Below are 20,549 nucleotides of genomic sequence, written 5' to 3' on the forward strand. Positions count from 1 at the left end.
CATGATTTGATAATGATAGTGATTATCGTTATCTATCTTATTTGGCTATGTTAGCATGTGCGCCCATGGAATGGGTAGAAATAGACTCAAGGCTTTGTCATGAATCAAAAATCCTGGCTGCTTAACCTCAGCCTGCTCAAAACACACCCGGCGTATCGCGCCGTTTTTATCGCTCGCTTTATCTCCATTTTGTCCCTCGGTTTGCTTGGTGTGGCCGTGCCGGTGCAAATCCAGACCATCACTCACTCCAGCTGGCTGGTAGGGTTATCCGTCACCTTAACCGGCGGGGCGATGTTTATCGGCCTGATGGTGGGCGGCGTGCTGGCGGACCGATACGAGCGTAAAAAGCTTATCCTGCTGGCGCGCGGCACCTGCGGGGTGGGCTTTGTCGGGCTGTGTCTGAACGCCATGCTGCCGGAGCCGTCGCTGGTGGCCATTTACGTGCTGGGATTGTGGGACGGCTTTTTTGCTTCGTTAGGCGTGACGGCACTGCTGGCGGCCACGCCCGCGCTGGTCGGGCGCGAGAACCTGATGCAGGCGGGGGCGATCACCATGCTCACCGTGCGCCTCGGCTCGGTGATTTCGCCGATGGTCGGCGGTCTGCTGCTGGCGACCGGCAACGTGGCGTGGAACTACGGCCTTGCCGCAGCCGGAACCTTTATCACCACCCTGACGCTGCTGCGTCTGCCGCTCCTGCCACCGCCGCCGCAGCCGCGCGAGCATCCGCTGAAGTCCCTGATGGCCGCGATTCGTTTTCTGTTCAGCAACCCGTTGATTGGCGGCATTGCGCTGCTCGGCGGCCTGCTGACGATGGCGAGCGCCGTGCGCGTGCTGTACCCGGCGCTGGCGGGCGAGTGGCAGATGAGCGCCTCAGAGATTGGCGTGCTGTACGCCGCCATTCCGCTCGGCGCCGCGTGTGGGGCGCTGACCAGCGGCAACCTGGCGCAGAGCGCGAGACCGGGGCTGATCATGCTGGTGGCGACGCTGGCCTCGTTTATCGCGATTGGTTTCTTCAGCCTGATGCCGGTGTGGGCGCTGGGGGTGATGTGTCTGGTGATTTTTGGCTGGCTGAGCGCGGTCAGCTCGCTTTTACAGTACACCCTGATCCAGACCCAGACGCCGGAAGGGATGCTCGGGCGCATTAACGGCCTGTGGACCGCGCAGAACGTGACGGGCGATGCAATTGGCGCGGCGATCCTCGGCGGGATGGGGGCGATAATGACCCCGGTGGCGTCGGCGAGCAGCAGCGGGTTTGTGTTAGCGATGATTGGCGCGATCTTACTGGTGACGCTGGTGGAATTGCGGCGGTTCAGGCAGGAGGTTGCGTTGAACGACGGTGCGGCCTGATGCCCTCACCCCGGCCCTCTCCCACGGGGAGAGGGAGGAAAAATGCCTACTTAAACAACGCATTCAATCTGTCTAACACCAGCATCGCGCTGTAATAATCCAGGCGGAACGTCTCCGTTCCCAGCGCCCAGACGCGCTTGTTCTTCACCGACGGCAGATGCGCCAGCAGCGGATTGGCGTAAATCGCATTCACGTCTTTCTGGTCGCCGGCAAACACGAACAGCCCTTCGCCGTTCAGCCCCGTCGCCAGATTTTCTCCACCCAGCTGAATAATGTCGTGGCGCTTGCCCTGGCTTGTTGAGGTCTGCAAACCGGCAGGCAGGTCCGCCAGCGTAAAGCCCAGCTGGTGCAGCAGCTTGCCCTGCGCGGAGTCTGTCGTCCACAGGTTCGCCGTGTGTGCCGCGGCGGTGTAAACGATGGCGTTCACCGGCTGTGGCGGCAGCTTCATCTGCTGCTTCACCTGGGCGAGCTGTTTATCGAAGGCAGCGATGCGCTCTGCGGCCTGTGTCTCCTGCCCGGTGATCGTCCCCAGCTGGGTCAGCAGTTCCTGCCAGCTTTTGTCGTCGTAATTGATGATAAGCGTCGGCGCGATGGCGGAAAGCTGATCGTAGAGCGCAAGCGCGGAATCCCCGCCTGTGGCGCTGATCAAAATCAGGTCCGGCATCTGGGCCGCGACCGCTTCGGCGCTCGGCTCGCCGATGTACAGCCGGGCAACCTTACGCTGCTTCGCGATATCGCCCCACTGACGTAAAAAGCCCTGCGCATCCGCCACGCGGTTGTTCGGCGTGGTCGCTCCGCTGGCAATGACCGGCGCGTCAATGGCCAGCAGGGAGCCGGTTAAGGTCACGCTGGTGGAGACAATGCGCGTCGGTTTGCTCTCAAGCGTGTGAACGCCGCGGCTGTCGGAGACCTGGCGCGGCCAGTCGTCGGCGGCGGCTGAGGTTAGTCCTAAAACAAAAAGTCCTGTTAAAAGAAGGGCATTGCGGCAAACGGCAGCGATTTTCACAGAGCGGCATCCTGATTTTATTGAAGATAATGCTTCTCATTTTCAGGGCTGTAGGGAAGGGATGCAAGCGTTTGTCGCACAAGTTATTTGCCCGACGGTTGACAGCGGGGCGATGTGGGATTAGGTTAGCCGACGAAAATATAAATGATAATCATTATTGCTTCTTTTATCATTTTAAGGAGGATGATATGGACACGTCCCTGGCTGAGGAAGTTCAGCACACCGCGACTACGCTGCAAGCAGATAGCTTTTTCTTTATGTCGCCTTACCGCAGTTTTACCACGTCCGGCTGTTTTGCCCGTTTTTCTGAACCCGCCGTCGGCGGTGACGATCCGGCGGGTCCCTTTCAGCAGAAATTAGCTCAGGCTTTCCGGAATGCGAAAAACAGCGGCATTGCCCATCCGGTGATGGTAGGGGCGATCCCCTTCGATACCCGCAAACCGTCATCGCTGTTTATTCCGCAACGCTGGCAAACCTTCTCCCGCCCGGCGCGTCAGCAGTCCGCACGCTACGCCTCCGGCGCGCAGACGCTGAACGTGCAACAACGCACCGAGATCCCGCCGCAGCCGATTTTCGAGGAGATGGTGGCCCGCGCCGCGTCGCTCACAGCCACGCCGCAGGTGAATAAGGTGGTGCTGTCGCGCCTGATTGATATTGCCACCGACAAACAGATTGATAGCAGCGCGCTGATGGAGCGTCTTATCGCCCAGAACCCGGCGAGCTTTAACTTCCACGTACCGCTGGAAGACGGCGGCGTGCTGCTGGGCGCCAGCCCGGAACTGCTGCTGCGTAAAGAGGGCGCGCACTTTAGTTCGCTGCCGCTGGCGGGCTCTGCGCGCCGTCAGCCGGACGATGTGCTGGATCGCGAAGCGGGCACTAAGCTGCTGGCCTCCGAAAAAGACCGTCACGAGCACGACCTGGTAACCCAGGCGATGAAAACCATTCTGGAACCGCGCAGCCATCATTTGAGCATGCCGGCTTCCCCGCAGCTCATTACCACCCCAACGCTGTGGCATCTGGCCACGCCGGTTGAGGGTGACGCGCGTGAAAACGAGAACGCCCTGACGCTGGCCTGCCTGCTGCACCCGACCCCGGCCCTGAGCGGTTTCCCGCATCAGGCGGCAAAAGAACTCATTGCCGAGCTGGAGCCCTTCGACCGCGAACTGTTCGGCGGCATTGTTGGCTGGTGCGACAGCGAAGGTAACGGCGAGTGGGTGGTAACTATCCGCTGCGCGCGGCTGCATCAAAATACCGTTCGCCTGTTTGCCGGCGCGGGCATTGTGCCTGCTTCCTCCCCGGTGGGCGAGTGGCGCGAGACGGGCGTGAAGCTCTCCACCATGCTCAACGTGTTTGGTTTGCACTAAGGAATACTCATGACCATCCCTTTTACCCGCTGGCCTGAGGATTTTGCCCGGCGCTACCGTGAAAAAGGCTACTGGCAGGATCTGCCGCTGACCCACATCCTGACGGACCATGCGGACAGCGATGCGGTCGCGATAATTGACGGCGATCGCCGCATTACCTACCGCGCGTTTAATCAGGCGGTGACGAATCTGGCGTCCGCCCTTCAGGCGCAGGGGCTGCATCGCGGCGAGACCGCGCTGGTGCAGCTCGGCAACGTGGCCGAGTTCTACATCACCTTCTTCGCGCTACTGCAAATCGGCGTCGCGCCGGTCAACGCGCTCTTTAGCCATCAGCGCAGTGAACTCAACGCCTACGCGGAGCAGATCAAACCCGCCGTACTGATTGCCGATCGCGACCACGCGCTGTTCTCGGGCGATGATTTTCTCAACACCTTTGTGGATGCGCATCGCTCGGTACGCGTTGTGCTGCTACGCGGCGATAAGGGCGAACACGCGCTGGAGGCGGCGATTTCACGCCCGTCGGACAATTTCATCCCGAACCCGACGCCCGCCGACGAAGTGGCGTTCTTCCAGCTCTCCGGCGGCAGCACCGGCACGCCGAAGCTGATCCCGCGTACGCACAACGACTACGACTACAGCATTCGCCGCAGCAACGAAATCTGCGGTATCACTGCGCACACCCGCTATCTGAACGCGCTTCCCGCGGCGCACAACTACGCCATGAGTTCGCCGGGATCGTTAGGCGTTTTCACGGCGGGCGGCTGCGTGGTGCTGGCGAACGATCCGAGCGCCACGCTCTGCTTCCCGCTGATTGAGCAGCATCAGATCAACGTCACCTCGCTGGTGCCGCCCGCGGTCAGCCTGTGGTTGCAGGCGATTGCCGACGGCGCGGGGAACGCCCAGCTGAAATCCCTCGAACTGCTCCAGGTAGGCGGCGCACGTCTCTCCGCCACGCTTGCGGCGCGCATTCCGGCGGAAATTGGCTGCCAGCTTCAGCAGGTGTTTGGCATGGCGGAAGGGCTGGTGAACTACACCGCCCTCGACGATGCGCCGGAGCGCATCATCAATACCCAGGGCCGCCCGATGTGCCCGGACGATGAAGTGTGGGTGGCGGATGAGGACGGCAACCCGCTGCCGCGCGGGGAAATCGGGCGTCTGATGACGCGCGGCCCGTATACCTTCCGCGGCTATTTCAACAGCCCGGAACACAACGCCAGCGCCTTTGATGCCAACGGTTTCTACTGCTCGGGCGATCTGATCGCCATCGACGAGCAGGGTTACATCACCGTGCAGGGGCGCGAGAAAGATCAGATCAACCGCGGTGGCGAGAAGATCGCCGCCGAAGAGATCGAAAACCTGCTGCTGCGCCACGACGCGGTGATCCACGCCGCGCTGGTGAGCATGGAGGACAGCCTGCTGGGCGAAAAAAGCTGCGCGTACCTGGTGGTGAAACAGCCCCTGCGCGCGGTGGAGGTGCGCCGCTTCCTGCGCGAGCAGGGCGTTGCCGAATTTAAGCTGCCGGACCGCGTGGAGAGCGTGGATGCGCTTCCGCTCACGCCGGTAGGCAAAGTTGATAAGAAACAGTTGCGCCTGTGGCTTGCTGAACGCGCCCGGGGCTGAGGAACAGAGAATGGCCATTCCAAAATTAACCGCTTACGCGTTGCCAACCGCCGCAGAGCTGCCGACCAACAAGGTGAACTGGGCATTTGAACCGGAGCGCGCCGCGCTGCTGATCCACGATATGCAGGAGTACTTCCTGAACTTCTGGGGCGAAAATAGCGACATGATGCAGCAGGTAGTGGCGAACATCGCTAAACTGCGCGCGTACTGCAAAGAGCACAATATTCCGGTGTATTACACCGCGCAGCCGAAAGATCAGAGCGATGAAGACCGTGCCCTGCTGAACGACATGTGGGGGCCGGGCCTGACCCGTTCGCCGGAGCAGCAGCGCATCGTCGCTGAGCTGACCCCGGATGAAGCGGACACCGTGCTGGTGAAGTGGCGCTACAGCGCGTTTCACCGCTCGCCGCTGGAGCAGATGCTGAAAGAGACCGGGCGCAACCAGCTTTTGATCACCGGCGTATACGCCCACATCGGCTGCATGACCACCGCCACCGACGCCTTTATGCGCGACATCAAACCGTTCTTTATCGCCGACGCGCTGGCGGATTTCACCCGCGACGAGCACCTGATGTCGCTGAAATACGTGGCCGGGCGTTCGGGCCGCGTGGTGATGACCGACGAGCTGCTGCCGTCCGTTCCGGCAACGAAAGCCGCGCTGCGCGCGCTGATCCTGCCGCTGCTGGACGAGTCCGACGAGCCGATGGATGATGAAAACCTGATCGACTACGGTCTGGATTCAGTACGGATGATGGCGCTCGCCGCCCGCTGGCGCAAAGTGCACGGCGACATTGATTTCGTGATGCTGGCAAAAAATCCGACCCTCGATGCCTGGTGGGCGCTGCTCTCCCGCGAGGTGAAGTGATGGCTTTTGATTTTACCGGTAAAACCGTCTGGGTGACGGGCGCGGGTAAGGGCATTGGCTATGCGACCGCGCTGGCATTTGTGGAGACCGGGGCGCAGGTGACCGGGTTCGATCTGGCTTTCCCTCACGGCGAATATCCGTTTGCCACCGAAACGCTGGACGTGGCGGATGCGGCGCAGGCGAGTGACGTCTGCGGGCGTTTGCTCAGCAGCCTTGAGCGGCTCGACGTGCTGGTTAACGCAGCGGGCATTCTGCGTATGGGCTCGACGGATCAGCTTTCGCAGGAGGACTGGCAGCAGACCTTTGCGGTCAACGTCGGCGGCGCGTTCAACCTGTTCCAGCAGACGATGGGCCAGTTCCGTCGTCAGCAGGGCGGGGCGATTGTGACCGTAGCCTCTGACGCGGCGCACACGCCGCGCATAGGCATGAGCGCCTACGGCGCGTCGAAAGCGGCGCTGAAAAGCCTGGCGCTGACAGTCGGGCTGGAACTGGCGGGCAGCGGCGTACGCTGTAACCTGGTGTCGCCGGGTTCAACGGATACCGACATGCAGCGCACCCTGTGGACCAGCGACGATGCGGAACAGCGGCGCATTCGCGGCTTTGGCGAGCAATTCAAGCTCGGCATTCCGCTTGGTAAAATTGCCCGTCCGCAGGAGATTGCTGCGACCGTGCTGTTCCTGGCATCCGATGCCGCCAGCCATATCACCTTGCAGGATATCGTGGTGGACGGCGGCTCCACGCTGGGGGCGTAATGATCTGGAAACGTCATTTAACGCTCGAGGAGCTGAACGCCACCAGCCTGAATACGATGGTGGGGCACCTTGGCATCGTCTATACCCGCCTCGGGGACGATACGCTGGAAGCCGAAATGCCGGTGGATGCGCGTACCCATCAGCCGTTTGGCCTGCTGCACGGCGGCGCCTCGGCGGCGCTGGCGGAAACGCTGGGCTCGATGGCCGGTTTTCTGATGACCCGTGACGGGCAGAACGTGGTGGGTACGGAACTGAATGCCACGCACCACCGCGCAGTCTCACACGGTAAGGTACGCGGCGTGTGTCAGCCGCTGCATCTGGGCCGTTCCAGCCAGAGCTGGGAGATCGTGGTGTTCGACGAGCAGGGACGGCGGTGCTGTACCTGTCGGTTGAGTACGATGGTGTTGGGGTAAGTCATTCAGCTGAAAGTGATCGGCTTAACACTGTGGTGTAAATCTCTGGTTTGACCACGCATTATTGCGTTTCAAAGTTGTTAAATTTTACCCGTTGTTCTAGAAACAAAATGTAACATCTCACTGTTTCACAACAACGGACAACAACTATGAACAACTCAGGGAAATACCTTACGTGGGCGGTGCTCTCCGTGGTGGGAGCCTTTGCCCTGGGCTATATCGCCCTCAACCGGGGGGAGCAGATCAACGCGCTGTGGATCGTCGTCGCCTCCGTCTGCATTTATCTGATCGCATACCGTTTTTATGGCCGCTATATCGCAAAGACGGTGCTGGGCGTAGACGGCACGCGCATGACGCCGGCCGTGCGTCATAACGACGGTCTGGACTACGTGCCGACCGATAAAAAAGTGCTGTTCGGTCACCATTTCGCGGCGATTGCCGGGGCAGGCCCGCTGGTGGGGCCGGTACTGGCCGCGCAGATGGGCTACCTGCCGGGGATGATCTGGATCCTCGCGGGGGTGGTGCTGGCGGGCGCGGTGCAGGACTTCATGGTGCTGTTCGTCTCCACCCGTCGCGACGGTCGTTCGCTGGGTGAGCTGGTGAAAGAAGAGATGGGGGCAACCGCCGGGGTGATTGCGCTGGTGGCGACCTTTATGATCATGGTGATCATCCTCGCGGTGCTGGCGATGATCGTGGTGAAAGCCTTGACCCACAGCCCGTGGGGAACCTATACCGTCGCCTTCACCATACCGCTGGCGCTGTTCATGGGGATCTACATTCGCTACCTGCGTCCGGGGCGCATTGGTGAAGTGTCAGTCATTGGCCTGGTGTTCCTGGTGTTTGCCATTATCTCCGGCGGCTGGGTGGCGGAAAGCCCGACCTGGGCGCCGTTCTTCGACTTCACCGGCGTGCAACTGACCTGGATGCTGGTAGGCTACGGCTTCGTGGCGGCGGTGCTGCCGGTATGGCTGCTGCTGGCCCCGCGTGACTACCTCTCTACCTTCCTGAAAATCGGCACCATCGTCGGGCTGGCGATCGGCATTCTGATTATGCGCCCGACCCTGACCATGCCTGCGCTGACCAAATTTATTGACGGCACCGGCCCGGTCTGGACCGGCAACCTGTTCCCGTTCCTGTTTATCACCATCGCCTGTGGGGCGGTGTCGGGCTTCCACGCGCTGATTGCCTCCGGGACCACGCCGAAGATGCTGGCGAATGAGAATCAGGCCTGCCTGATTGGCTACGGCGGCATGCTGATGGAGTCCTTCGTGGCGATTATGGCGCTGGTTTCGGCCTGTATTATTGACCCGGGCGTTTACTTTGCGATGAACAGCCCAATGGCGGTACTGGCCCCGGCCGGCACCGTTGACGTGGTCGCCTCTGCCGCGCAGGTGGTGAGCGGCTGGGGCTTTGCGATTACCCCTGAAACGTTGACGCATATCGCTAATGAGGTCGGCGAGCAGTCGATTATCTCACGCGCGGGCGGGGCACCGACGCTGGCGGTGGGCATGGCCTACATCCTGCACGGCGCGCTGGGCGGGCTGATGGACGTGTCGTTCTGGTATCACTTCGCCATTCTGTTCGAGGCGCTGTTTATCCTGACGGCGGTGGATGCGGGTACGCGTGCGGCGCGCTTTATGCTACAGGATCTGCTGGGGGTGATCTCCCCGAACCTGAAGCGGACCGATTCGCTCCCGGCTAACCTGCTGGCGACGGCGCTGTGCGTGCTGGCGTGGGGCTACTTCCTGCATCAGGGCGTGGTCGATCCGCTGGGCGGGATCAACACCCTGTGGCCGCTGTTCGGTATCGCCAACCAGATGCTGGCGGGCATGGCCCTGATGCTCTGCGCGGTAGTGCTGTTCAAGATGAAGCGCCAGCGTTACGCATGGGTGGCGCTGGTGCCAACGGCGTGGCTGCTGATCTGTACCCTGACCGCGGGCTGGCAGAAAGCCTTCAGCCCGGACAACAAGGTGGGCTTCCTGGCGATCGCCAACAAGTTCCAGGCGATGATCGACAGCGGTAAGATCCCGGCACAGTACACCGAATCTCAGCTGTCGCAGCTGGTGTTTAACAACCGTCTGGACGCCGGGCTGACCATCTTCTTTATGGTGGTGGTTGTGGTGCTGGCGTTGTATTCTCTGAAAACCGCGCTGGCGGCGTTGAAAGTCGACAAACCGACGGCGAAAGAGACGCCGTATGAGCCAATGCCTGAGAACCTGGACGAGATTGTCACCCAGGCGAAAGGGGCGCATTAACATTACCAACCCCCCTCACCCCAGCCCTCTCCCCAAAGGGGAGAGGGTGTTAAAGTTCCCTCTCCCCTTTGGGGAGAGGGTCAGGGTGAGGGGAATACAAACGAGAAACTGATTATGTTCGACACCCTTTCCAAAGCAGGTAAATACCTGGGCCAGGCCGCTAAAATGATGATTGGCGTGCCGGATTACGACAACTACGTCGAGCATATGCGCGTCAACCACCCGGACCAGACGCCGATGACCTACGAAGAATTTTTCCGCGACCGCCAGGACGCCCGCTACGGTGGCAAGGGCGGGGCGAAGTGCTGTTAACCCTCTTTCGGTAAATAGAGGCTGATCTGCTCCTGTTTACAGCCGTAAAGTGCCGCCAGCTTTTCGCGGGTGCGCTTTTGCGGTCGGGAGTCCAGCGCTTCCAGCTGTGACACGGCGGACTGGCTGATGCCAAGCTTCTCCGCCACCTCCTGCTGGGACATGCCGCGTAAAATGCGCCAGGCGGCCTGTAGGCTGACGTTCTCGTTATGCATGATGTCGCACACTTCACCCGGTAAACCTACGTTATCGTAGATGTCTGATTCGTAAGGGATGTCTTCCCAGTCGTTTTCATCATCGTCATCGTACTCAAGCATGGCTAAACGCATGCGAAAATATTCACCGTAGGGTATGACAACATACTGTTTTTTTCCTTCTTCATCCTTGATGAACTGAATAGTCATATTCCGTATGCTCCTCATGAAGGTAGGTAGTGGTTGTCCGGCGTTTTACTGCCACTACGTAGCAGATATCGCCCGGCGGGTCTCCGAAGGTGTAAATGACCCTGTAATCACCTAATCGCAACCTGTAGTGGTTTTCGGGAGAAGATAATTTCTTGATATCCGCGACAGGTGATGTTTTATCGTCCATCTTCTCCAGCCTGAATTTAATGCGGTTCTGATATCGAGGATCGATTTTAGAAAACTGCTTCTCTACTGTTTTAGACCACACAATCTTCATCCGTACCTCCACTGTACGCCCACACAAAATATAAGGAAATAATAAGACTATTAGATAAATTCCGAATTTCTAATGAGGTACTGTAGAGCGGAGAATAACCGCGAGAAAGCGGCAAAACGCGAATCGTCGAGGCGGCTCGAACAGGCCTCTGCCGGGCGACAGAGGCATACAGTAAATTTGCGATCAGGCGTTCAGACCGCCGTCGACATCCAGACCGGTGCCGGAAATTTGCCCCGCAGCCGGGCTGGCGAGGAAGGTGACTGCCGCTGCGATATCCTCCGGCTGGCCGTAATGGCCCAGGGCAATAAGCTGACGCTGAGAGTCAGCCTGCTCACCGTCTTCCGGGTTCATATCGCTGTTGGTCGGGCCGGGGTGGACCAGGTTGACGGTAATGCCGCGCGGGCCTAAATCACGGGCCAGACCTCGGGTGAGAGAGTTAAGGGCAGACTTGGTCATCGAGTAGACGGCGATCCCCGGCTGCGCCACGCGGTTCGCCAGACAGCTGCCAATGTTGATGATGCGTCCGCCGTCCGACATATGCACCAGCGCTTCCTGAATGGCGATCACCACGCCGCGGATGTTGACGTTGATCAGAGCGTCGATGTCCGCCAGGGTCATGGACTCCAGCGGGCCGCCGCGCGCAATCCCGGCGTTATTGACCAGAATATCCAGCCCGCCGAGGGAGCGCGCCGCCTGCGTGACCGCATCCTGAATCGCCTGCGCGCTGGCGCTGTCGGCCTGAATCGCCTCGCCGTGTCGCCCCAGCGCGTTGATCTCATCGACGACCTGCTGGGCTTTATCGACGGATTTTTCGTAGGTGATAACCACATCGGCACCGGCTCGCGCCAGCGACAGCGCAATCGCCCGACCCAGCCCACGACTGGCGCCGGTAACCAGCGCCTTTTTACCTGTTAAATCGATCTGCATGATGACCTCGTTGCAAGAGTGGAGAGAATCATCATTAGGTATAGCCCGTCGGCGCAATTAACGACTGAAGGATTCCACCTTCGCAAACGCGGCGCGCAGCACCTCAGGCGTTAACGTCACCGGCAGATAGTGAATCGACTCCACCGGGCGCAGGGTGTGGGCAATGACCTTATCCAGCTCGTCGCGGTTGTTTACATCAACGTCCAGCTCGCGAAGCGTGATCGGCAGGTTAAAGCGTTGGTATGCCGCCACCAGCTGCGCCAGCACGTCGTCCTGGCCGAGCAGGGCGCTCTGGACCAGAATGCCGTAGGCCACCTTGGTGCCGTGCAGGTATTTTTCCGTCTGCGGCAGCACGGTTAAGCCGTTGTGCACCGCGTGCGCCGCCGCCACGCGGGTATAGCGCTCACCCAGACCGCCGACCATTCCGCCTCCGGCAATAATCGCATCCACCACGTCCCGGAACGCCTGCGTCTGTTCGCCGCGCTGCTGATCTGCAAGCGCCTCTTCGCTGCGTTCCAGCAGCACGTCGCGGATCGCCAGCGCACCGTTCAGGCCAAGACGCACGGTCAGCGGCAGACTCTCAGGTTGAGGGGCGAGCACCGCCGCTTCGTACCACTTCGCCAGCGTATCGCCGATGCCCGCCAGCAGGTATTCCGCCGGGGCGTTAAGGATGATCTGCGGCTCCACCAGCACCAGAAAGTTGGCGTCGTCAAAAATCTCAAACTGTAGCGCCTGACCGGCATCGTTGTACCACACGGAGAGCGGGGTCCACGCCGCGCAGGTGGCGGCGATAGTGGGAATGCCCACGAACGGCACGCCCAGACGACGCGCCACGGCCTTGACGGTATCCATTACCGCACCGCCGCCCACGCCAATCACCACGCTGGTTTCACTTCCCGACTCGTTTACCAGATGAGTGACGTCACGCTCGCTGCAATGGCCCTTAAACAACAGATGTTTTGCCCCCGTCGCGTTAAAACTCTGCGGCAGATAAGGGCGTGCGCCCTCGATTGCCCGCTCGCCGTAGATCCACACCGCGCGGGAAAGTTGTTCCGGAGTAAAGAAATTATCCAGGTGTGCAAGGCTTCCCGGATGAGAGAAGTAGTTCGCCGGGCCGGGTACGACGCGGATATCGGTGTTGCTCATGAAGTTGTCCTTTTTTAGCAAGCGCTAACCCGATGTTATGTCTGGACATCCGGATGGCTAATAATATTTCGCTTTATCTTATGCCTTTTCCGTCGTTGTCAGTCAACCGGAGCTGTGAAAAATTCGCTAAATCAGAAGAGTAATGAAGGATTTACGCGGATGGTTTCCAGTCGCCTAGAGATGCGCGGTATCAGCCTGGCCTTTTCCGGCTTTCAGGCCCTGTCGCGCGTGGATTTCACCCTGAACGGCGGGTCGGTGCATGCGCTGACCGGCGCCAACGGCGCGGGGAAATCGACGCTGATGGCGGTGCTGTGCGGGACGCACGACCACTATGAAGGCGAAATCTGCATTAACAACCAGCCGGTAAGCATCCGCGAGCCGCTGGACGCCAAACGGCTGGGCATCCACCTCGTGCAGCAGGAGGTGGACGTGGCGCTGATCCCGGGGTTAAGCATTGCTGAAAACATCATGCTCGACCAGCTGGCGCAGCCAGGGCACCGCTACCGCTGGCGCGACATCCGCCAGCAGGCGCGGCAGGCGCTGGCGCAGCTGGATGTTTCGCTCGACGTTCGCCGCTCCATCGACGGCTGCACGCTGGCTGAAAAACAGCAGATTTTGCTGGCGCGGGCGTTATCTCATCACTGCCGTTTTTTGATTCTTGATGAACCCACCGCGCCGCTTGACGCGCACGAGAGCGAGCGTCTGTTTGCGGTAGTAAGACGTCTGCAACAGCAGGGCATCGGCGTGGTGTTTATCTCTCACCGCATTCACGAGCTAAAAGCTATCTGCGACACCCTGACGGTGCTGCGCGACGGCAGGCTGATTGAGTCTGGCCCGATGGCCGATCTCAGCGGTGAAGCGATCGTTGAGAAGATGCTCGGCCACGAGCTGAGCGATATCTATCCGCCCCCGCGCCCGCCGCACGGCGACGAAACGCTGCTGCGGGTTGAAGGGCTGCACGACGACGCGCTGCTGAAAGATATCTCGCTGCACCTGCGCAAGGGCGAAATTCTCGGCATTGCCGGGCTGGCGGGCGCGGGGAAAACGGAACTCTGTAAGGCGCTGTTTGGCGCCAGTAAAAGCCGCGTCGCGAACGGCGAGCTGAACCATCAGGACTGGAAACCGCGCGACCCGGCGGACTCGGTGCTGCGCGGCCTGGCGCTGGTGCCGGAAGAGCGGCGCAAAGAGGGCATTTTTATCGACGAGCCGGTGAGCATGAATCTTGCCGTGTGCGCCGATAACAGCTTCTCGCGCTGGAGCCTGTTCGGCCATCGTCAGGCGTGGCGCTGGGCGGAGGAGGTGATCGCCCGCGTCGGCGTTCGCGCCCGCGGCCCCGGGCAGGTTTTGCGACGTCTCTCCGGCGGCAACCAGCAGAAGGTCGCCATCGGCAAGTGGCTGCGCAATGACGCGAGCGTGCTGATCTTCGACGAGCCGACCAAAGGCGTAGACGTGAAGGCCAAAACCGATCTGTTCCAGCTGATCGACGGCCTGGCGCGCGAGGGCAAAGGGGTGATTTACGCCTCGGGCGAATTTGCCGAACTGGTCGGGCTGTGCGACCGCATCTGTGTCCTGTGGGACGGGCGCATCGTGGCGGAAATCGCCGGGGCAGAGGCCCGGGAAGAGACACTACTTTATTATTCAACCGGAGGAACGGCGTCGTGAGCAAGGCCCTTTCAGTGACCGCGGCGGCGTCTGGCCGTCAGCAACTTTTTGATTTTCTCTACAAATGGGGCATGTTGCTGACCGTCGTCGCGCTGGTGGCCGTCTTTGGCCTGGCGTCGGACAGCTTCCTCGATCCGAACAACATCATTAACATTCTGCGCTCGATTGCCATCGTGACGGTGATTGCCATCGGCGTGTCGATCTCCCTGACCGTCGGCGGGTTCGATCTCTCGGTGGGATCCACCGCGTCGCTGGCGAACGCGCTGGTGATTTCGCTTTTCGTCTGGCACGGCTTCGGCACCACCGAGTCGATTGTAATCACTCTCGCGCTCTGCACGCTGGTCGGCCTGTTTAACGCCTTTCTGATCGTCATCCTGCGTATTCCGGACATGCTCGCGACCCTTGCCAGCCTGTTTGTCATCCAGGGCGTGGCGATGACCTACAGCTACGGCGGGTCGATTACCGAGAACATGGTGCTGCCGAGCGGCGACATGGCGGAAGGGACCATTCCGGCGGCGTTCAGCCTTCTGGGGCAGGTGCCGACCATTGTGATCGTCATGCTGGTGGTGACGATTCTGGCGCAGCTTGGCCTGTCGCTGACCACCCATGGACGCCGGATGTACGCCATTGGCGGCAACCCGGAAGCCGCGCGCCTCTCTGGCATTCGCACCACGCGCTACAAGGTGGCAGCCTACGTGATTGCCTCCCTGCTGGCGGGCCTGGGCGGGATTTTGCTGGCCTCGCGCATTGGGTCGTCGCAGGTGAACGCGGGCGGCGGTTACCTGATGGATGCGGTGGCGGCGGCGTGGATCGGCTTCTCGCTGGCCGGGTCCGGCAAGCCGAATGCCCTGGGGACCCTGGTCGGGGCGGTGATTCTCGGCGTGCTGTCGAACGGGCTGGTGATGCTCTCCGTGCCGTATTACGCCATGGACATTATAAAAGGGCTGGTGCTCGCGGTAGCGCTGGCGATTACCTACATACAAAAACGCTGACAACACAACGGGATAAAAAATGAAAAAGATTGCACTCTCTTTGGTGGCATTAGGGTTATTCACCGCTCTGCCTGGCTTCGCGGCCACGCCCGCACCGCTCCCGGCGGCCATTGCCAACCATGACGGCCCCATTCGCATTGCGGTGATCCGCAACCTCGGCTCAGACGACAACACCACGCAGTTTGTTGCCGGGGCCATTCAGGAAGGGAAAAAGCTCGGCTTTAAGGTCAGCACCTTTTTGAGCAACGGGGATGACGCTAAATTCCAGGACTTCGTGAACCAGGCCATCAGCCAGAAATATGACGGGATTATCCTGTCTCAGGGCCGCGATCCGTACTCCACCGCGCTGGTAAAAAAGGCGGTGGATGCCGGGATCAAGGTCGCCGTATTTGATACCGCCGTCAACGGCGAGATTCCGGGCGTGACCGTTACCCAACAGGACGATGCCTCTCTGACCAATCTCTCCTTCGGCCAGCTGGCGAAAGATTTCAACGGCAAGGCCAATATCGTCAAGCTGTGGGTAGCGGGCTTCCCGCCGATGGAGCGTCGTCAGGCGGCGTATAAAGAGTTGCAAAAGCAGTACCCGGAGATTAAAGAGCTGGAGTCCATCGGCGCGGTCTCCTCTGACGTGCAGGGCGACACCGCCAACAAGGTGGGCGCGATCCTGGCGAAATACCCGAAAGGCAAAATCGACGCCATCTGGGGGACCTGGGATGCCTTCAGCCAGGGCGCGTATAAGGCGCTGAAAGAGAACGGCCGCACCGAGATCAAACTCTACAGCATCGACATCTCCAACCAGGATTTACAGCTGATGCGCGAGCCGGGTAGCCCGTGGAAGGTGAGCGTGGCGGTAGATCCGAAGCTGATTGGCGCGACCAACGTACGCCTGATCGCCAACAAGATTGCCGGTGAAGCCACGCCTGCCACCTACGACTTCAAAGCCGCTGCGATCCCGCAGGCGCTGCTGACCGCGCAGCCGGGGGCGGTGAACGTGGCGTCGCTGGGCAAAATCATTCCGGGCTGGGGCCAGACGGAAGATTTTATCGCGCCGTGGTTTGCGACGCTGGAAGCGAAAAATAAATGAGCATGCTTCCTACGCCAGAATACAGCCGCAATATGCGGCTGATTGGCCATAGCGACCAGGGCGGTCGCCCGGACGGCGTGCAGCTGATGGTGCACCGCGGCTTTGCGTATATCGGCCATATGGTGTCGCAGGGCTTTTCGATTGTCGACGTGCGCGATCCAAAAAATCCGAAACCCGCGGGCTATGTCCCCGCGCCGCCGGGCACCTGGAACGTGCACCTCCAGGCGCATGACGACCTGCTGCTGGTGATCAACGCCCGGGATCTGTTTGCCGATGCCCGCTTCGCCGACGAGAAGGTCTACTACACCCGTCAGGTAGGAGAGACCGTCAGCGACGTTCAGGACAGGGGCTGGAGCGCCGGGCTTCGCGTTTTTGATATCTCCACGCCGGACAGGCCGCGCGAAATCGGCTTTCTGTCGCTGAGCGGCATCGGCATTCACCGCATCTGGTACGTCGGTGGCCGCTGGGCGTACGTGTCGGCGCTGATCGACGGTTTTACCGACTACATTTTCCTGACCATTGACCTGGCGGACCCGCGCAAGCCCGAGGTGGCGGGGCGCTGGTGGCTGCCGGGGATGAACCAGTCCGCAGGCGAACAGCCGGACTGGCCGGAAGGGAAACGCTACGCCCTCCACCACGCGATTATTGCCGGGGATACCGCGTACGGCAGCTGGCGCGACGGCGGCCTGACGCTGCTGGACGTGAAGGATCGCACCCAGCCTAAGCTCATTAGCCACCGTAACTGGAGCCCGCCGTTTGGCGGTGGGACGCACACCGCGCTGCCGCTGCCGGACCGCGATCTGCTGGTGGTGCTGGACGAAGCGGTGCTCGATAACCAGGAAGACGGCGAGAAGCTGATCTGGCTGTTTGATATTCGCGAGCCGTCGAACCCGGTGAGTATCTCTACCTTCCCGCAGCCGGATGAAATCGACTACGTGGCGAAAGGGGCGCATTTTGGCCCGCACAACCTGCACGAGAACCGGCCGGGGAGCTTTGTCAGCTCCACGCTGATCTTCGCGACGTATCAGAACGCGGGCGTGCGCGCGTATGACATTTCCAATCCGTATCGCCCGGTGGAAACGGGAGCGCTGGTGCCCGCGGCGCCGGAGAGGATGATGGATACGCGGCCGAATCGCCCGCAGGTGATCCAGTCGTGTGACGTGTTTGTGGACGCGCAGGGGATTATTTACAGCACGGACTATAACGGCGGGCTGTCGGTGATTGAGTATCTGGGGTGAGTGCGGTTTGATGCCCTCACCCCGGCCCTCTCCCACAGGGAGAGGGAGAAAATCAACTGTACTGCCGCACCCGTGCCACCAGCTCTTCCGCGCTGTCGATGCGGTCGGCAATCACAATCAGCGCTTTACCGAGGGATATCGCGTGGCGCAGGCATTCGTGACGCATCGCTTCATCCTGAATGGTGTCGATATCCGCCACATGGGAAAGCCCGACGCTGCGGCGAATCAGCTCGGTGCCGCAGAATCCGATGGCATCGTGCCAGACCTTTTTCAGGAATGCGGAGGCATAGCCCGGTGCGCTGAGTGCGGCGTCGCGGGCTTTCTCGTTTGCCAGTACCTGGAAGCGCTCCGCAAAGGTGTTCCACAGTTCCTGAATATCGGTCAGGCGCTGCTCGCGCGCGGCGGCGGCATCGCGAATGCCCAGATGCCCCGGCAGGCCGCAGAAGTTGAGCAGCAGGTTGCCGATGGCGGTGCCAACGTCAAAGCCCATCGGCCCGAAATAGCCGAACTCAGCGTCGATGGCCTTCAGGCTGCCGTCGGCCACAAAAATCGAGCCGCTGTGAATGTCTCCGTGCAGCAGGGCTTCGGCGTGCGCGAAAAAGCGGTGCTTGAGGGAGGCCACGGCGATTTTAAGCTGGGCGTCGTCGCGCAGGGCGGCAACATCGTTTTCCAGCTCGGCCGGGTAGCTGTTGCGCGCGTGGATCTGGTACGGATCGTTGAAGAACAGATCTTCGGTGATCTCGCACATCTCCGGGTTGATGAATTTTGCCACCTGCGCTTTTTTCTCGTGCGGATGCAGATAAAAATCGCTGGTGTGGAAAAGGGTGTGAGCCAGATATTCCCCCAGCTGACGCGCTGCCTGTGGGTAATAATTATTTCTGATCAGCTCGCCGCGCCAGATGCGATGGCTGGAGAGATCTTCCATCACCATCACCGCCAGTTCCGGATCAAAGTGGTGGATTTTCACGGTGTGCTGAGGGCTGTGCTGGTAATGCTCGACCAGGGTTTGCGCTTCAAGACGGGCACGATCCAGCGTCAGCGGCCAGGATTCGCCGACGCAGCGTACGTAGGGCAGCGCCTGCTTAACGACGATGCGGCTGACGCCCGCGCTGTCGAAAATTTTAAAAACCAGATTGAGGTTGCCGTCGCCCACTTCCTGCGCCTCTACCAGGGATGACGGATCGTCAAGTCCGCCAAACTGCCTGGCATACTCCACGGCGTCCTGAGCGGTAAAGGTACGGTATTGCGACATGGCCTGCTCCTCAGTTTTGCTAATTAAGACATGTAGACGTCTATACATCTGGATTTCATCCTGACACAATGTGCTACAACAACGCAACAGGGAATTAACGACATGCAGACATTACAGACGACCAGCCTGCGGGTGGCGAATAATCAGCTCTTTATTCTCGACCAACAGGCGCTTCCGCAGGAGAAACGCTGGGTGGATGCCTCGACGGTCGAGGCGCTGGTCGGGCATATCCACGCTTTGCGCGTACGTGGCGCGCCGTTGATTGGTCTCTCTGCAAGCCTGCTGCTGGCGCTGTTAGCGGAAAGCGGCAAAAGCCGCGACGAGCTGGCGGTGGCGATGGAAACCCTGCGCGCATCCCGCCCGACGGCGGTAAACCTGATGAACAACCTCGACCGCATGAAGCTTGCGCTGTGGGAAGAGGATTTCGTTCCGGCGCTGGTGGCTGAGGCGCTGCGCCTGATTGACGAAGACAAACGGCTCTGCGACGCGATTGCAAAAGCGGGCAGCGCGCTGGTGAAGCCCGGCAGCCGTCTGCTGACCCACTGCAACACCGGCGGGCTGGCGACGGCGGGCGTCGGTACCGCGCTGGGGGTGATTGCTCGCGCGCATAAGGAAGGCAAGGTAAGCAACGTCTGGGTGGATGAAACCCGTCCGCTATTGCAGGGCGGCAGGCTGACCGCGTGGGAACTCGGCGAGCTGGGCGTGCCGTATCAGCTAATTACCGACTCCATGGCCGCCAGCCTGATGGCAAAAGGGCAGGTGGACGCCGTGTGGGTGGGGGCAGACCGCATTGCGGCCAACGGCGACGTGGCGAACAAAATCGGCACCTACTCTCTGGCGGTGCTGGCGAAATTCCACGGCATTCCGTTCTATGTCGCCGCGCCGCAAACGACCCTCGACCCGGACTGCCCGAACGGCGACGCGATCCCGATTGAGCAGCGCGCCGCCAGCGAGGTGACGGGCGTCGCCGGAAGCTTTGGCGCGGTGCAGTGGGCACCGCAAAACGCGCAGGTCTATAACCCGGCGTTTGACGTCACCCCCGCCTCGCTGATTAGCGGCTGGGTACTGGATACAGGCGTGGTCACTCCGGACGAGGTGGCGGAAGGGAAATTTGCCTGAGTCCGGCTATCCTTTAAGGGGCTCCCTTAAGAGGACAACATCGTGACGCTCGATCCTGAAACAGACTTAAAACTGGAGCGCGTAGTGGACGCACCGCGCGATCTGCTGTGGCTCTGCTGGACTACGCCAGAGCACATCAAAAACTTCTTCATTCCTGCTCCCCATAAGGTGACCGAATGCGACCACGACCTGCGCGTGGGCGGGCGGTTCAATACCGTGTTTGAGGTGGACGGGCAGCGGATGGATAACCGGGGCGTATTCCTTGAAATCGATCCGGGGAAAAAGCTGGTCTTTACCGACGGCTATACCGAAGGCTGGAAACCGGCCGAGAAGCCGTTTATGACGGCAATTTTGCTCCTGGAAGACGCCGGGGAGGGCAAAACCCGCTATACGGCGATAGCGCGCCACCCCACGAAGGAAATCCGCGAGCAGCATGAACAGATGGGATTTCACGAAGGGTGGGGGATTGTGCTGGATCAGCTGGTGGGGTATGTGAAAGGGCTTAACGCTTAGTGCG

The 20,549-nt window shown here is 60.6% G+C and carries 20 protein-coding genes; 14 read left to right on the forward strand and 6 right to left on the reverse strand.

All coding sequences use genetic code 11. The features are described from left to right. Positions 1-99: 99 nt before the first annotated feature. The gene (entS, locus tag ACOTZD_RS09630) at positions 100-1,347 is read left to right on the forward strand and encodes an enterobactin transporter EntS (RefSeq protein ID WP_022650568.1); all 1,248 of its coding nucleotides are present in this window, start codon (positions 100-102) and stop codon (positions 1,345-1,347) included. A 46-nt stretch (positions 1,348-1,393) separates the two neighbouring features. Here entS and fepB read toward each other — a convergent pair whose 3' ends face one another. Continuing rightward, positions 1,394-2,353 carry a Fe2+-enterobactin ABC transporter substrate-binding protein gene (gene fepB / locus ACOTZD_RS09635; RefSeq protein WP_023324291.1) on the reverse strand — a complete coding sequence of 320 codons (960 nt, stop codon included), beginning with the start codon at positions 2,351-2,353 and terminating at the stop codon, positions 1,394-1,396. A 188-nt stretch (positions 2,354-2,541) separates the two neighbouring features. Between fepB and entC the strand changes: the two genes are divergently transcribed. The 7 genes from entC (at position 2,542) to ACOTZD_RS09670 (ending at position 9,934) form a co-directional block, all read left to right on the forward strand. Then, positions 2,542-3,717 (forward strand): isochorismate synthase EntC, encoded by a 1,176-nt coding sequence (gene entC / locus ACOTZD_RS09640; RefSeq protein ID WP_023324292.1) that lies wholly within the window; start codon positions 2,542-2,544, stop codon positions 3,715-3,717. Between the two features lie 9 nt (positions 3,718-3,726). Then, positions 3,727-5,337 (forward strand): (2,3-dihydroxybenzoyl)adenylate synthase EntE, encoded by a 1,611-nt coding sequence (gene entE / locus ACOTZD_RS09645; protein ID WP_174401990.1) that lies wholly within the window; start codon positions 3,727-3,729, stop codon positions 5,335-5,337. A gap of 10 nt (positions 5,338-5,347) precedes the next feature. Continuing rightward, entirely contained in the window at positions 5,348-6,202 is an 855-nt protein-coding gene (locus ACOTZD_RS09650) for an isochorismatase (RefSeq protein WP_059370964.1), read from the forward strand. Continuing rightward, the gene (gene entA / locus ACOTZD_RS09655; RefSeq protein ID WP_174401991.1) at positions 6,202-6,954 is read left to right on the forward strand and encodes a 2,3-dihydro-2,3-dihydroxybenzoate dehydrogenase EntA; all 753 of its coding nucleotides are present in this window, start codon (positions 6,202-6,204) and stop codon (positions 6,952-6,954) included. The genes ACOTZD_RS09650 and entA overlap by 1 nt, the downstream gene beginning before the upstream one ends. Beyond that, entirely contained in the window at positions 6,954-7,367 is a 414-nt protein-coding gene (gene entH, locus ACOTZD_RS09660; RefSeq protein ID WP_015571173.1) for a proofreading thioesterase EntH, read from the forward strand. The genes entA and entH overlap by 1 nt, the downstream gene beginning before the upstream one ends. A 149-nt stretch (positions 7,368-7,516) precedes the next feature. Further along, the gene (gene cstA / locus ACOTZD_RS09665) at positions 7,517-9,622 is read left to right on the forward strand and encodes a pyruvate/proton symporter CstA (protein ID WP_015571172.1); all 2,106 of its coding nucleotides are present in this window, start codon (positions 7,517-7,519) and stop codon (positions 9,620-9,622) included. A 114-nt stretch (positions 9,623-9,736) separates the two neighbouring features. Continuing rightward, positions 9,737-9,934, forward strand: coding sequence for a YbdD/YjiX family protein (locus ACOTZD_RS09670; RefSeq protein ID WP_006809671.1), 198 nt, complete (start codon positions 9,737-9,739; stop codon positions 9,932-9,934). On the opposite strand, the gene ACOTZD_RS09675 is transcribed toward ACOTZD_RS09670, so the two are convergent. The 4 genes from ACOTZD_RS09675 to ACOTZD_RS09690 all read right to left on the reverse strand — a co-directional run bounded on the left by ACOTZD_RS09675 (position 9,931) and on the right by ACOTZD_RS09690 (position 12,685). Continuing rightward, positions 9,931-10,335 (reverse strand): helix-turn-helix domain-containing protein, encoded by a 405-nt coding sequence (locus tag ACOTZD_RS09675; RefSeq protein ID WP_023324295.1) that lies wholly within the window; start codon positions 10,333-10,335, stop codon positions 9,931-9,933. The genes ACOTZD_RS09670 and ACOTZD_RS09675 overlap by 4 nt on opposite strands. Continuing rightward, positions 10,310-10,612, reverse strand: coding sequence for a type II toxin-antitoxin system RelE family toxin (locus tag ACOTZD_RS09680; RefSeq protein WP_123060658.1), 303 nt, complete (start codon positions 10,610-10,612; stop codon positions 10,310-10,312). The genes ACOTZD_RS09675 and ACOTZD_RS09680 overlap by 26 nt, the downstream gene beginning before the upstream one ends. 183 nt (positions 10,613-10,795) lie before the next feature. Then, a complete protein-coding gene (locus ACOTZD_RS09685; RefSeq protein ID WP_017382507.1) occupies positions 10,796-11,539 on the reverse strand; it encodes an SDR family NAD(P)-dependent oxidoreductase in 744 nt (247 codons plus the stop codon). A gap of 57 nt (positions 11,540-11,596) precedes the next feature. Further along, positions 11,597-12,685 carry an oxidoreductase gene (locus tag ACOTZD_RS09690; protein ID WP_047054246.1) on the reverse strand — a complete coding sequence of 363 codons (1,089 nt, stop codon included), beginning with the start codon at positions 12,683-12,685 and terminating at the stop codon, positions 11,597-11,599. 159 nt (positions 12,686-12,844) lie between these two features. Here ACOTZD_RS09690 and ACOTZD_RS09695 point away from each other — a divergent pair, with 159 nt between their 5' ends. From ACOTZD_RS09695 to ACOTZD_RS09710, 4 genes are read left to right on the forward strand one after another with little or no spacing between them, the layout of a single operon-like run. Beyond that, positions 12,845-14,347: a sugar ABC transporter ATP-binding protein gene (locus tag ACOTZD_RS09695; RefSeq protein ID WP_045345791.1), complete on the forward strand. Its 1,503-nt coding sequence runs from the start codon at positions 12,845-12,847 to the stop codon at positions 14,345-14,347. After that, the gene (locus ACOTZD_RS09700; protein WP_023315600.1) at positions 14,344-15,339 is read left to right on the forward strand and encodes an ABC transporter permease; all 996 of its coding nucleotides are present in this window, start codon (positions 14,344-14,346) and stop codon (positions 15,337-15,339) included. The genes ACOTZD_RS09695 and ACOTZD_RS09700 overlap by 4 nt, the downstream gene beginning before the upstream one ends. A 19-nt stretch (positions 15,340-15,358) precedes the next feature. Then, positions 15,359-16,423 carry a sugar ABC transporter substrate-binding protein gene (locus ACOTZD_RS09705; protein WP_022650577.1) on the forward strand — a complete coding sequence of 355 codons (1,065 nt, stop codon included), beginning with the start codon at positions 15,359-15,361 and terminating at the stop codon, positions 16,421-16,423. Next, positions 16,420-17,661: an LVIVD repeat-containing protein gene (locus ACOTZD_RS09710; RefSeq protein WP_022650578.1), complete on the forward strand. Its 1,242-nt coding sequence runs from the start codon at positions 16,420-16,422 to the stop codon at positions 17,659-17,661. Before ACOTZD_RS09705 ends, ACOTZD_RS09710 begins: the two co-directional genes overlap by 4 nt. Before the next feature lie 52 nt (positions 17,662-17,713). Here ACOTZD_RS09710 and mtnK read toward each other — a convergent pair whose 3' ends face one another. Continuing rightward, positions 17,714-18,913 (reverse strand): S-methyl-5-thioribose kinase, encoded by a 1,200-nt coding sequence (mtnK, locus tag ACOTZD_RS09715; protein ID WP_045345787.1) that lies wholly within the window; start codon positions 18,911-18,913, stop codon positions 17,714-17,716. A 102-nt stretch (positions 18,914-19,015) separates the two neighbouring features. On the opposite strand from mtnK, the gene mtnA reads away from it, so the two are divergent. After that, positions 19,016-20,032, forward strand: coding sequence for an S-methyl-5-thioribose-1-phosphate isomerase (gene mtnA, locus ACOTZD_RS09720; RefSeq protein WP_100154318.1), 1,017 nt, complete (start codon positions 19,016-19,018; stop codon positions 20,030-20,032). Between the two features lie 42 nt (positions 20,033-20,074). Next, positions 20,075-20,545, forward strand: coding sequence for an SRPBCC family protein (locus ACOTZD_RS09725; RefSeq protein ID WP_174401992.1), 471 nt, complete (start codon positions 20,075-20,077; stop codon positions 20,543-20,545). Positions 20,546-20,549: the final 4 nt, after the last annotated feature.

The sequence above is a fragment of the Enterobacter cloacae complex sp. SHL022 genome, assembly GCF_049237785.1.
GTDB classification, from domain to species: Bacteria; Pseudomonadota; Gammaproteobacteria; order Enterobacterales; family Enterobacteriaceae; genus Enterobacter; species Enterobacter hormaechei_C.